The sequence below is a fragment of the Zavarzinia sp. genome, from assembly GCF_041650655.1.
Taxonomy (GTDB): Bacteria; Pseudomonadota; Alphaproteobacteria; order Zavarziniales; family Zavarziniaceae; genus Zavarzinia.
Map to the genome: position 1 here is coordinate 18,315 of NZ_JBAZKR010000053.1, position 12,081 is coordinate 30,395.

Below are 12,081 nucleotides of genomic sequence, written 5' to 3' on the forward strand. Positions count from 1 at the left end.
TTTTCGATGGCGAAGCTGCGTCTTGGCGTGAACATCGACCATGTCGCGACCATCCGGAACGCGCGTGGCGGCCGTCATCCCGATCCGGTGCGGGCGGCCAAGCTCGCCGCCGCCGCCGGCGCCGACGGTATCACCGCACATCTCCGCGAAGACCGCCGCCATATTGCGGACCAGGACATCTCGCGCCTCGCCCGGGAGATCGACCTGCCGCTCAATCTCGAAATGGCGGCGACGCCGGAGATGCTGGAGATCGCCCTCGCGCACCGACCGCACGCCTGCTGCCTGGTGCCCGAAAAGCGCGAGGAGAAGACCACGGAAGGAGGGCTCGACGTCGCGGTCGGCCACCGCACGCTGGCGCCCTTCATCGCCAGGCTCCGCCAGGGCGGCATCCGCGTCTCGCTCTTCGTCGATCCGGACGAGGTGCAGCTCGCGGTCGCCAAGGCGCTCGGCGCCGATGTCGTCGAACTGCACACCGGCGCCTATTGCGAGGCGGAGGGCGAAGCCAGGGCGGCCGAACTCGGCCGTATCCAGCGCGCTGCCGCAACTGCCGAACGCCTGGGTCTCGAATGCCACGCCGGCCACGGCCTCACCTTCGACACGGTGCAGCCGGTCGCCGCCATCCCCACTGTGGTCGAGCTGAACATCGGTCATTTCCTGGTCGGCGAGGCGATCTTCGTCGGCCTGGAGGCTTCGATCCGCCACATGCGGGCCCTGATGGACGAGGCGCGGGCGGGCCTCGCCGCATGATCCTCGGCCTCGGTTCCGACCTGATCGACATTCGCCGGATCGAGCGCTCGCTCGGCCGCTTCGGCGACCGCTTCATCGAGCGGGTCTTCACCGAAGTGGAGCGGGCCAAGGCGGAACGGCGCCAGATGACCCGGGTCGAGACCTATGCCAAGCGCTTCGCCGCCAAGGAAGCCTGTGCCAAGGCGCTCGGCACCGGCTTCTCGCGTGGTGTCTTCTGGCGCGATCTCGGCGTCGTGAACCTGCCGGGCGGCAAGCCAACGCTGCGGCTCACCGGCGGCGCGCTCGAACGCCTGCTGGCGATCACCCCGGCGGGCATGGAAGCGGTGATCGATCTGACCATCACCGACGAGCCCCCGATTGCCAGCGCGGTGGTGATCATTTCCGCTCGTCTGCGTATCTGATTGTTGCGAAAATACAACTTAGAAATTTATTTGGCTTTTGTGCGACGCTGATGCGGGTTGCACGCGGTGAATGCCAGAGTCCATTGTGCACTACGGCTGGTGGGGATCAGTCGCATGTGTATGCAATTGCCAGGGGGCAATCATGGATATTTCTCTTGGGCGCGGATTTTTCCGCGCCGGCCTGCTCGCGTCCGTTGCGGGATTGTCGAGCGTCTGCATGACCTCGGCTCCGGCACTGGCAGCCGGCGTCGACTTCGTCTTCGTGGTCGACGAATCGGGTTCGATGTCGGGCGAACAGGATTTCATCCCGACCCTGGTGAACGACCTGCAGACGGCCTTCTCGGCCTCGGGCTTCACCGATAACCGCTTTGCACTGGTCGGGTTCGGCGACTACGCGGAAGTGCCGCGCCTGGTCGCGGGCTTCGGTACCGCTGCCGACATCGCTGCTGCCTCGACCACGCTGACCACGTCTGGCGGCACCGAGGACGGCTATGCCGGCATCGATTTCGCCCTGCAGAACTTGGCGATCCGCTCCGATCTCGGCCAGTTCCTGCTGATCACGGACGAAGACCGCGATGACATCACCGCAGGCGGCCTGACCTTCAACTCGATCCTGGGCGAGCTGGTCACCACCAACACCGGCCTGAACGGCATCCTCGACATCAACAGCAGCGCGGACGCTGTGACTGCCGGCGGCGGCGAGCCACTGGTGGTCGACCTGCAGAACAACCGGATCTATGTCGCCGACACGACGTCGCCGACCGGTTACCGGATCGTCCAGCTGGCGTCCGGCGTCGCGCCCATCGACGGTGGCTATGGCACCACGGTTGCCGATTATGTCGACCTCGCCAACCAGACCGTGGGCGGCTGCGTCGGCTCGATCAGCCAGTTCCGGACCAACGACCCGGCGACGGTGAACGCCTTCGCCAATGCCCTGGTCGACTGTCTGACCCTGGTCGTGGTGAACAATCCCGGCTCGTTCCAGGCGCGCACCGCCGTCGTTCTGAAGAATTTCTTCGGCTCGGCACAATATTCGACGCTGGTGGCGAGCTATCCGGGCCACCTGGCGCTCTCCGACCGCAATCCCTATGCCCGACGTCAGGCCAGCCTGGGCGGCGTCTACGCACTGACCGGTGACGGCCGGCCCGGTGCCGCTTCCGGTGCGACCGGCGAATATGTCTCGCCCGACGGCAAGTTCAGCTTCTACGGCGCCTTCGGCCTGGACTGGGGGACGATCGATTCGACCGCCACCGCCATGGGCTCGGATATCGAAGGTCGCTCGGTCAGCCTTGGCGGCGATTACGCCCTGGCCCCGAATGTTTTCCTGGGCGCTGGCGCCACCATCGCGACCGTGACCAATTCGCTGGACAACGACACGGACAGCCAGGATACGAGCGCCTACAATCTCTATCTCGCGGCCGCCTATGCCACCGCGCAATACTACCTCGATGCGGTGGTTCAGGCCGGCTATCTGAACCAGGACACCACGCGCGAGGCCGGTGGCAATACGCTGACCGGTAACACCACCGGTTTCTCCTGGGGCGCCGAAATCAGCGGCGCCTATGATTTCGAGCTGGCCAAGGGCATGACCATCGGTCCGGTCGCCTCCCTGCGCTATGCGTCGGTCAGCCTGAAGTCCTATCAGGAGAGCGGCGGTCCCTTCGCGGCGTCGATCGGTGACCAGTCCTACGACTCCCTGGTTTCCTCGCTCGGCGCGCAGTTCGCCCTGGAAACCGCGGTGTCGGCGACCGAAGACCTGCGCGTCACTCTTCGGGGGGCCTGGGAGCACGACTTCCTCGACGGCGCCGATGCTGTCTCGGTGGCGCAGATCACGACCGGCAACTCGTTCATCGTGACCCCGGATACGAACGACGAGAACTGGTTCGCCGTCGGCGCCGGCATCCGGTTGCAGAGCGCCGACTATGCGGTGTTCGGCGACTTCGACACGCGGCTCGGCTATGACGTCGGCGACCTCTATTACGGTCGCGTCGGCTTCAAGCTGTTCTTCTGAGGACGATCATGGCGATGCGCCGGGCGGAAGCCCGGCGCACTTCGGTCGTCACGGTTGACACCGGGCTGCCGGCTGGGCTTCATGCCACGAAAGGTCTGGAGTCGCCTCGTGGCAGCATATAGGGAAAACATGGGCAAGCGGGCAGGGCGCTCGCCCTTTGTCGAGACGGTGCTCACCGTCATCTATGCGGTTCTGATCGCCATCGTGATCCGCACCGTGCTGTTCGAGCCGTTCAACATCCCCTCGGGATCGATGCGGCCGACCCTCGAAGTCGGCGACTATCTGTTCGTCTCGAAATTCTCCTACGGCTATTCGCGCTATTCGATGCCCTTCGGGCTCGGCCTGTTCTCGGGCCGGATCTTCGGCAGCGATCCGGAGCGCGGCGACGTCGTCGTCTTCCGCAAACCGAGCGAGCCGACCACGGACTATATCAAGCGTATCGTCGGCCTGCCCGGCGACAAGATCCAGGTGACCGACGGCGTGCTGAGCATCAACGGCACGCCGGTGCCGCGGGTCCGCGTCGACGACTATCTGGAGCAGCTGCCGAACGGCGGCGTGCGCCGGATCGAGCAGTATCGGGAGACCCTGCCGAACGGCGTCACCTATCTGACCTTCAACCTGATCGACGGCAGCAAGGCGGACAATACCGGCGTCTACGAAGTGCCCCCCGGGCATTATTTCGCCATGGGCGACAACCGTGACGATTCGATCGACAGCCGCTACCCGCCTGAAATCGGCGGTGTCGGCTTCGTGCCGGCGGAAAATCTGGTCGGCCGGGCCGACTTGATCTTCTTCTCGTCGGACGGTAGCGCGAGCCTGTTGGAGCCCTGGAATTGGTTCGGCGCCATCCGCTACAACCGTCTGCTGCAAGTGATCCGGTGACCGCGCTCGACCCGTTGATCGAGGCGCTGGGTCACCGCTTCGAGAACCGCGCCCTGCTGCTCCGGGCCCTGACGCACAAGAGCTTCGGTGGCGAGACGTCGAACGAACGTCTGGAATTCCTGGGCGACCGCGTGCTCGGCATGGTGGTCGCGGAAACCCTCTATGCCGCCCATCCGAGCTGGGAGGAGGGCGCGCTGGCGGTTCGCCTGAACGGCCTCGTCCGGCGTGAGACTCTGAGCCAAATCGCGGGCGAGATCGACCTCGGCCGCTACCTCCGCCTCGCCAAGGGCGAGGACGAGCAGGGCGGCCGGGCCAAGCCGGCGATCCTGGCCGATGCCATGGAAGCGGTGATTGCCGCGGTCTATCTGGACGGCGGCCTGGGCGCTGCCCGGGGTGTCGTATCGCGTCTCTGGGCCGACTATTTCTCGAACCGGGCGACCCCGCCCAAGGATGCCAAGACGGCCTTGCAGGAATGGTCCGTGGCCAAGGGCCGGGGCCAGCCGCGCTACGAGACCCTGACCCGTTCCGGACCGGACCATGCCCCCATCTTCGTCGTCGCGGCCGTGCTGCCCGACGGCGCCAAGGGCGAGGGCCGAGGCCCGTCCAAGCGGGTGGCCGAACAGGAGGCCGCCCAAACCCTGCTGAACCATCTGGTGGCGACGTCATGACCGAAGCAGCCGAAACCCCGACCCGCGCCGGCTTCGTCGCCATCGTCGGCCCGACCAACGCCGGCAAATCGACCCTGACCAATCGCCTGGTGGGCGCCAAGGTCTCGATCGTCACCCAGAAGGTGCAGACGACGCGGACCCGGGTCACCGGCATCGCCATGCGGGGCCGGAGCCAGATCGTCTTCGTCGACACGCCCGGCGTCTTCTCGCCGCGCCGCCGGCTCGACCGTGCCATGGTCGCCGCTGCCTGGGCGGGTGCTGCCGATGCCGATCTCGTGGTCGTGCTGGTCGATGCCGAACGGGGTATCGACGAGGCGGTCGAGGCCGTACTGGAAGGCTTGAAGGGGGCGGGGCCGAAATGCCTGCTCGCCCTGAACAAGATCGACCTCGTGAAGCGCGACAGCCTGCTCGGCCTCGCCAAGACGCTGAACGACAAGCTCGATTTCGACGCCACCTTCATGATCTCGGCCGAGCGCGGCGACGGCTGCGACGACCTGATGGCCGCGATCGAGGCGCGTATACCGGAAGGCCCCTGGCTGTTCCCGGAAGACCAGCTCTCCGACCTGCCGGAACGGATGCTGGCGGCCGAGATCACGCGCGAGAAGATCTTCCTCCGTCTGCACCAGGAACTGCCCTATTCGATCCATGTCGAGACAGAGCTCTGGAAGGACCAGAAGGATGGTTCGGTCCGCATCGAGCAGACGATCTATGTCGAGCGCGACGGCCAGAAGGCCATCGTGCTGGGCAAGGGCGGACAGACCGCCAAGCTGATCGGCAGCATGGCGCGCGAGGAAATGGAAGAGATGTTCGGCCGCCGGGTCCACCTCTTCCTTTTCGTCAAAGTCCGCGCCAACTGGGCGGACGACCGCGAACGCTACCGCGCCATGGGGCTCGACTGGCAGGACTGAGGTCCGCTTGACAGTAGGCAGCCTTATTGACACTGTTGTCAGTAAATTGTCGACAAGCGGTGCAGCCATGGCCAGCCTGACCACCATCACCCCACGCAACATGCGCTTTGCCGTCGAGGGTCGGGCCGACGGCCTCTGGTGCGGCGGCGATCCGGTGCGCACCGCCTTTTTCGACGGCATGTCGATCATGTTCCCCGAGGGCGAGAAATTCTTCATCGAGAGCGTGAAGGAGAACGCCGCCGACCTGACCGACCCGGTGCTGCGTGCCGAAGTGCAGAATTTCGCCATGCAGGAAGGGCTGCACAGCCGCGAACATCACCGCTACAACGACGTCGTCGCCAAGCGCACCGGCGCGGTCGTGACCCGGCTGGAGGAGGGGGTCAAGTTCCGCCTCGATCTCGTGCGCCGCTGGTTCGGGCCGAAGCGCCGCCTCGCCGCGACCGCGGCGCTCGAGCATTTCACCGCGATCCTGGCCGATTACCTGCTGACTCATCCCGAAGCGCTGGAAGCTGCGGATCCAGAGATCGCCCGCCTGTGGCTCTGGCACGCTATCGAAGAAAACGAACACAAGGCGGTGGCTTTCGACGTCATGGCCGCGGTGGCGCCGGGGATCGGCGGCTACTTCCTGCGCACGCGCTCCATGGTGTTCACCACCCTGACCTTCAGCTTCTTCATGGCGCGCCACATCCTGGCGATCCTGCGCGCCGATCTCGGTCGGCGCCCGGGTTTCCGCCATTATTCGGCCTTGCTGCGCCTGTTCTGGGGTCGGGGCGGCGTGATCCCGGCCACGCTGCTGCCCTGGCTCGCCTATTTCCGTCCCGGTTTCCATCCCTGGGACCATGACAACCGCAAGCTTCTGGACGCCCGGCGCGAGAGCCTGAAGATGGCCTGAACACGCCAAGGCGGGGCAACGGGCTGTTGACCGGAACCCGGCGATGCCTTTTGCTGCCCCGGTGCCGATTGGTTAACTGGGGCAGCGGTTATCTTGGACCTGGTGATTTCCCCTTCGGCGGTGGCCGGTTACACCGCGCTCGGGATAGTCGTGGTGATTCTGGTCTATGGCTTCCTGAAGCAGCCGGATTTCCTCACCGTGCCGCGCCGGCCCCGCTACCGCGAGGTGATCGTGCCCGGCATGATCGTCTCCGAAGTGATCGAGATCCTGCGCAAGCCGCCCCGCGGCTTCAGCCTCTATCAGCTCGACCCGGCCCACGGTCTGGTGGTCTATCTCGAAGGCCCCGGACTGATTTCGCTCGGCTGCTACTACCCGCTCTATGTCGATCCCTCGACCCAGGGGGTGCTGATCACCTGCGGGATCGAGCCGCGCACACCGCTCTACGGTCCGCCCGTGCGCCGCCGCCTGGTGCGGATGCAGCGCACGGTGGCGCAGATGCTGAACGGCGTCGCGGTCTGACCTCAGAGCCGGCGTAGCGCCACCGATTCGACCTGGTGGTTCGGCCCCTTGCGCAGGATCAGGTCGGCCCTGTAGCGGGCGGGACGGATGTTCTCGATCAGGTTCCGTTCGTTGATCCTGGTCCAGATCGACAGTGCCGTCGCCCGCGCCTCCTCGTCTGAAAGGTCGGCGTAGCGGCTGAAATAGCTCTCCGGATTGCGGAAGGCGGTCTGCCGGAAGTTCAGGAAACGCGCCACGTACCAGTCGCGGATCATCTCGGTGTCGGCATCGACATAGATCGAGTAATCGAAGAAGTCCGAGGCGAAGATGACGTCGTCCAGGCCGGGCGCCGTGTTCACCTGGAGCACGTTCAGCCCCTCGACGATCAAGATGTCCGGCCGTTCGATGATCTGCTGTTCGCCCGCCACGATGTCATAGGTGATGTGGCTGTAGACCGGGGCGGCGACGCGGGGGTTGCCCGCCTTGATGTCGGCCAGGAAGGTGAGCAGGGTGCGGACGTCGTAGCTCTCCGGGAAACCCTTGCGTTCCATGATGCCGCGTTCGGCGAGCACGCGGTTCGGATGCAGGAAACCGTCGGTCGAGATCAGGGCGACATTCGGATGGTTCGTCCAGCGCGCCAGGAGCGAACGCAGGATGCGGGCCGACGTGCTCTTGCCGACCGAGACCGAGCCGGCGAGGCCGATGATATAGGGCACCTTGGCCGGCACCGTGCCCAGAAAGGCGAAGGTCGAGCGGTAGAGCTCGATCGTGTTGGCGACATGGAGGTTGAGCAGGCGCGACAGCGGCAGATAGATGTCCGCCACTTCCTCGAGCGAGATCATCTCGTCCGCCCCGCGCAGCTTGAGCAGGTCTTCCTGAGACAGGGTCATGGGCGTATCCGCCCGATGGGCACGCCAGGCTTCCCGATCGAACAGAGTGAACCGTTGTTCGATCGGGGGCTTCAACTTACGATCGGGCATGAACCACCCTTGCCGGACCCCGGCTTTCCGCCAGATGGGCTTCCTCACCAGATGCGACCGGAACTGAGCCTTTTCGGCCGGCCCGCCCGACTTCCCGAAGGTGATACCACGGTGGTCCCGACGGCAAAAGCCCGGTCGAAACAATATTGTCGCAGCAGCCTGCGGGAAATGGCCGACCATGGAATGGCTTGACCGTGCAGTCGTCCTGAGCGTCCGGCCGTTCGGGGAACGCGACGCCGTGGTCTCCCTCTTCGCTCGCGAACACGGTCGCCATCCGGGCCTGGTGCGGGGCGGGCAGGGGCGCCGCCACGGTCCCGTCCTGCAGCCAGGCAACGAGCTTCAAGCCCAGTGGCGGGCCCGCCTGGCCGATCAGCTCGGCGCCTTCACGGTGGAGCTCCTGCGCCCGCGGGCCGGAGTGATGCTGGCTTCCGCCCCGGCACTGGCCGGACTTTCGGCGCTCACGGCACTGCTCGACCTCTGCCTGCCCGAGCGCGAGCCCCACGCCCGCCTGTTCGACGGCCTGATCGTGCTGCTCGATGCGATGGAGGCGGGCGGGCCCTGGCCCGCGCTGATGGTCCGCTTCGAGCTCGAACTCCTGGCCGAGCTCGGCTATGGCCTCGATCTTTCGTCCTGCGCCGTGACCGGGGAGACCGAGGACCTGACCCATGTCTCGCCGCGCAGCGGACGTGCCGTCTCGGCCGCGGCGGCGGCACCCTATGGCGACAGGCTGCTGCGCCTGCCCGGCTTCCTGGCCGGCCGGCCGGAGCAGGGGGGCAACGTCCTGGCCGGATTCGCTCTGACCGGGCATTTCCTGGAACAGCGTGTGCTGGCGCCCCAGGGCCGCGCCCTGCCCGCGGCGCGCGGCCGCCTGCTCGCCCTCTTGGGCAGGGGGGGCGCGATCTGATAGGGTCCGGCCATGAGTGACCAGACCCTGGATTCGGGCGAGATTCGCGACGTCCCCCTGGCGAGTGCGCTGGGCGAGCGTTACCTCGCCTATGCCCTGTCGACCATCATGGCGCGTTCCCTGCCCGATGTGCGCGACGGCCTGAAGCCGGTGCACCGGCGCCTGCTCTATGCCATGCGGCAATTGAAGCTGGACCCCAAGTCCGGCTACAAGAAATCCGCCCGCGTGGTCGGCGACGTGATCGGTAAATACCATCCCCACGGCGACCAGTCGGTCTATGACGCGCTGGTGCGGCTGGCGCAGGATTTCGCCGTCCGCTTCCCGCTGATCGACGGCCAGGGCAATTTCGGCAATATCGACGGCGATAATGCGGCGGCCATGCGTTACACCGAGGCGCGCCTGACCCGCGTCGCCGAGTTGATGCTGGCCGACATCGACGAAGACACGGTCGATTTCCGCCCGACCTACGACGGCGAGGAGCAGGAGCCGGTGGTGCTGCCCGGCGCCTTCCCGAACCTGCTGGCGAACGGCGCCCAGGGCATCGCGGTCGGCATGGCGACTGCCATTCCGCCGCACAATGTGGCCGAGCTCTGTGCCGCCATTACGCTGCTGATTGCCAAGCCCGAGGCGACGATCGACGAGTTGGTCGCCCTGGTGCCGGGGCCTGATTTCCCGACCGGCGGCCTGCTGGTCGAGCCGGCGGAATCGATCCGCGAAGCCTATGCCACCGGGCGCGGGTCCTTCAGGATTCGCGCGCGCTGGCACCAGGAGGATACCGGCCGCGGCACTTTCGCCGTGGTGGTGACCGAGATCCCCTATCAGGTCCAGAAGTCGCGCCTGATCGAGAAGATCGCCGAGCTGATCGAGCAGAAGAAACTGCCCCTGCTCGAAGACGTGCGCGACGAATCGACCGACGAGGTCCGCGTCGTCCTGATCCCGCGCAGCCGCACGGTCGAGCCCGAGATGCTGATGGAGGGACTGTTCAAGCTCTCCGATCTCGAAGTCCGCGCGCAGCTCAACATGAATGTGCTCGACCGCGGCCAGACTCCGCGGGTGATGAACCTGAAGGAAGTGCTCCAGGCCTTCGTCGACCACCGGATCGAAGTGGTGGTGCGCCGCGCCCGCCACCGCCTGGCCGAGATCGTTCACCGCCTGGAGATCCTGGGCGGTTACCTGATCGCCTATCTCAATCTCGACGAGGTGATCCGCATCATCCGCGAGGAAGACCAGCCGAAGCCCGCCCTGATGGCCCGTTTCGGCCTGACCGACGTGCAGGCCGAGGCGATCCTCAACATGCGGCTCCGCTCGCTCCGCAAGCTCGAGGAATTCGAGATCCGGAAGGAATACGACGCGCTGGAGAAGGAACGCACCGCGCTCGAAAAGCTGCTGGCGGAACCCGCCCGCCAGCGCAAGGCGGTGGCCCAGGGCATCGCCGAGATCGCCAAGGAATTCGGGCCGGAGACGCCGCTCGGCAAGCGCCGCAGCCAGTTCGCCGAAGCGCCCCAGGCGATCGACCTGCCTTCGACCGCCTTCATCGAGCGCGAGCCGATCACCATCGTCTGCTCCGCCAAGGGCTGGATCCGCGCCCTCAAGGGCCATGTCGAGGGTGACGCCGAGCTTCGCTTCAAGGAAGGCGACCACGGGCGTTTCATGATCAAGGCGGAGACGACGGACAAGCTGATCCTCTTCGCCACCAACGGGCGCTTCTTCACCCTGGGCTGCGATAAGCTGCCGGGCGGGCGCGGTCATGGCGATGCCGTGCGCCTGCTGGTCGACCTCGGCAACGACCAGGACATCGTCGCCCTCTTCGTGCACAGGCCGGGCTCGAAGCTGCTGCTCGCCGCCGGTGACGGCAAGGGTTTCATCGCGGCCGAGGACGACGTGATCGCGCAGACCCGCGCCGGCAAGCAGGTGATGACCACCGGCCCGGGCGTCGAGGCGGTGATCTGCAAAAGGGTCGAGGGCGATCACGTCGCGGTGATCGGGGAGAACCGCAAGCTGCTGGTCTTCCCGCTCGCCGAAGTGCCGGAACTGGCCCGCGGCCGCGGCGTCACCCTTCAGAAATACAAGGACGGCGGCTTGGCCGACGTCACCGTCTTCACCCTGGCGACCGGCCTGTCCTGGCCTTACGGCACCGGCATCAAGACCGAGACCAACCTGACCGACTGGATGGGCGCCCGCGGCGGCGCCGGGCGGCTGGCACCGCGCGGCTTCCCCAAGGCGAACCGCTTCTCGTAACCCGCCTCATTCCGCGGCGGGGGCGGCTTGCTCCTGCGCGGCAGGATGGGCGGCGGCGTGGACGAACTTGGCTCCGCCGGCCCAGGACGCCGCGGCGGCGAGCAGGTTCAGCACGGCCGAGAAGGTGAAGGCGAAGCCGAGGCCGTGCATGAAGGGCACCGCCATCAGTTCCGGGAAGAAGTGGTTGCCGGTGATGGCGGCGGCATTGGCGGCCGGCAGGGCCTGGAGCACGGCGGCCGGGATCAGCTCGCCCATCGGGTTGTAGCCCAGGAAGGCGGCGAACAGGCTGGCGACCGGCGGGGCTGCGGCAACCTGATGGGCGATGGCGGCGGGCACGCCCTGGCCGAGCAGGGCGGCTTCCATCGAGCCCGGCAGGGATTCGGCGAGGCCGGCCAGCATCAGGCCGAAGAAGATGCCGATCGAGAGTACGCCGCCCGCGTTGATCGTGGTCGCGCGCATGCCCGAAGCCTGGCCGCGTTCGGCCGCCGGCACCGCATTCATGATCTGCGTGCTGTTGGGCGCCAGGAACAGGCCGGAGCCGAGCCCGTTCAGGAAGATGAGCGCCGCGAAGCCGAGATAGGAGAAATCGGCCGGCAGAACCATGAGGGCGGCGAAACTGGCGGCGCCCATGACCAGGCCGGCGACCGCGAAGGGCCGGGCGCCGACATGGTCCGACCAGTAGCCGGAGATCGGCGCCGCCAGCAGCAGGCCGACGGTCAGCGGCAGCATGAAGATCGCCGACCACAGCGGCGTCTCCTCGAAGCTGTAGCCGTGCAGCGGCAGCCAGACGCCCTGGAGCCAGACGATCAGCATGAACTGCAACCCGCCGCGTGCGACCGAGGCGAGCAGGCTGGCGATATTGCCGTAGGCGAAGGGCCGGATGCCGAACAGGCCGAAGTCGAACATCGGCTTGGCCACCCGCCGCTCGACCAGGAAGAAGGCCAGGAGGGCG

The 12,081-nt window shown here is 66.6% G+C and carries 12 protein-coding genes; 10 read left to right on the forward strand and 2 right to left on the reverse strand.

Annotated features, from left to right (window positions below; all coding sequences use genetic code 11):
• The first annotated feature begins 6 nt into the window (after positions 1-6).
• From WC493_RS13355 to WC493_RS13390, 8 genes are all read left to right on the forward strand, one after another.
• On the forward strand, positions 7-747 hold the full coding sequence (locus WC493_RS13355) for a pyridoxine 5'-phosphate synthase (protein ID WP_373066022.1): 741 nt from the start codon (positions 7-9) through the stop codon (positions 745-747).
• Positions 744-1,148: a holo-ACP synthase gene (acpS, locus tag WC493_RS13360; protein ID WP_373066023.1), complete on the forward strand. Its 405-nt coding sequence runs from the start codon at positions 744-746 to the stop codon at positions 1,146-1,148. Before WC493_RS13355 ends, acpS begins: the two co-directional genes overlap by 4 nt.
• A 142-nt stretch (positions 1,149-1,290) precedes the next feature.
• Positions 1,291-3,159: an autotransporter domain-containing protein gene (locus WC493_RS13365; protein WP_373066024.1), complete on the forward strand. Its 1,869-nt coding sequence runs from the start codon at positions 1,291-1,293 to the stop codon at positions 3,157-3,159.
• Positions 3,160-3,288: 129 nt separating this feature from the next.
• Positions 3,289-4,041, forward strand: coding sequence for a signal peptidase I (gene lepB, locus WC493_RS13370; RefSeq protein ID WP_373066034.1), 753 nt, complete (start codon positions 3,289-3,291; stop codon positions 4,039-4,041).
• The gene (rnc, locus tag WC493_RS13375) at positions 4,038-4,709 is read left to right on the forward strand and encodes a ribonuclease III (protein ID WP_373066025.1); all 672 of its coding nucleotides are present in this window, start codon (positions 4,038-4,040) and stop codon (positions 4,707-4,709) included. Before lepB ends, rnc begins: the two co-directional genes overlap by 4 nt.
• Entirely contained in the window at positions 4,706-5,617 is a 912-nt protein-coding gene (era, locus tag WC493_RS13380; RefSeq protein ID WP_373066026.1) for a GTPase Era, read from the forward strand. The genes rnc and era overlap by 4 nt, the downstream gene beginning before the upstream one ends.
• A 67-nt stretch (positions 5,618-5,684) precedes the next feature.
• Positions 5,685-6,509, forward strand: a complete 825-nt coding sequence (locus tag WC493_RS13385; protein ID WP_373066027.1) for a metal-dependent hydrolase — start codon at positions 5,685-5,687, stop codon at positions 6,507-6,509.
• 93 nt (positions 6,510-6,602) lie between these two features.
• On the forward strand, positions 6,603-7,028 hold the full coding sequence (locus WC493_RS13390; protein ID WP_373066028.1) for a hypothetical protein: 426 nt from the start codon (positions 6,603-6,605) through the stop codon (positions 7,026-7,028).
• A 2-nt stretch (positions 7,029-7,030) separates the two neighbouring features.
• Here WC493_RS13390 and coaA read toward each other — a convergent pair whose 3' ends face one another.
• Positions 7,031-7,987, reverse strand: coding sequence for a type I pantothenate kinase (coaA, locus tag WC493_RS13395; RefSeq protein WP_373066029.1), 957 nt, complete (start codon positions 7,985-7,987; stop codon positions 7,031-7,033).
• Between the two features lie 178 nt (positions 7,988-8,165).
• On the opposite strand from coaA, the gene recO reads away from it, so the two are divergent.
• Complete coding sequence (recO, locus tag WC493_RS13400; RefSeq protein ID WP_373066030.1) at positions 8,166-8,891, forward strand: DNA repair protein RecO; 726 nt, start codon at positions 8,166-8,168, stop codon at positions 8,889-8,891.
• Between the two features lie 12 nt (positions 8,892-8,903).
• Positions 8,904-11,129 (forward strand): DNA topoisomerase IV subunit A, encoded by a 2,226-nt coding sequence (parC, locus tag WC493_RS13405; RefSeq protein WP_373066031.1) that lies wholly within the window; start codon positions 8,904-8,906, stop codon positions 11,127-11,129.
• A gap of 6 nt (positions 11,130-11,135) precedes the next feature.
• Here parC and WC493_RS13410 read toward each other — a convergent pair.
• The coding region (locus tag WC493_RS13410) for an MFS transporter (RefSeq protein ID WP_373066032.1) at positions 11,136-12,081 on the reverse strand (946 nt) is incomplete at its 5' end.

Bases quoted from the DNA above. Each gene is read 5' to 3' on its own strand.
- era (WP_373066026.1), top strand. From the start codon at position 4,706: ATGACCGAAGCAGCCGAAACCCCGACCCGCGCCGGCTTCGTCGCCATC.
- coaA (WP_373066029.1), bottom strand. From the start codon at position 7,987: ATGCCCGATCGTAAGTTGAAGCCCCCGATCGAACAACGGTTCACTCTG.
- lepB (WP_373066034.1), top strand. From the start codon at position 3,289: ATGGGCAAGCGGGCAGGGCGCTCGCCCTTTGTCGAGACGGTGCTCACC.
- acpS (WP_373066023.1), top strand. From the start codon at position 744: ATGATCCTCGGCCTCGGTTCCGACCTGATCGACATTCGCCGGATCGAG.
- WC493_RS13385 (WP_373066027.1), top strand. From the start codon at position 5,685: ATGGCCAGCCTGACCACCATCACCCCACGCAACATGCGCTTTGCCGTC.
- recO (WP_373066030.1), top strand. From the start codon at position 8,166: ATGGAATGGCTTGACCGTGCAGTCGTCCTGAGCGTCCGGCCGTTCGGG.
- WC493_RS13355 (WP_373066022.1), top strand. From the start codon at position 7: ATGGCGAAGCTGCGTCTTGGCGTGAACATCGACCATGTCGCGACCATC.
- parC (WP_373066031.1), top strand. From the start codon at position 8,904: ATGAGTGACCAGACCCTGGATTCGGGCGAGATTCGCGACGTCCCCCTG.
- WC493_RS13365 (WP_373066024.1), top strand. From the start codon at position 1,291: ATGGATATTTCTCTTGGGCGCGGATTTTTCCGCGCCGGCCTGCTCGCG.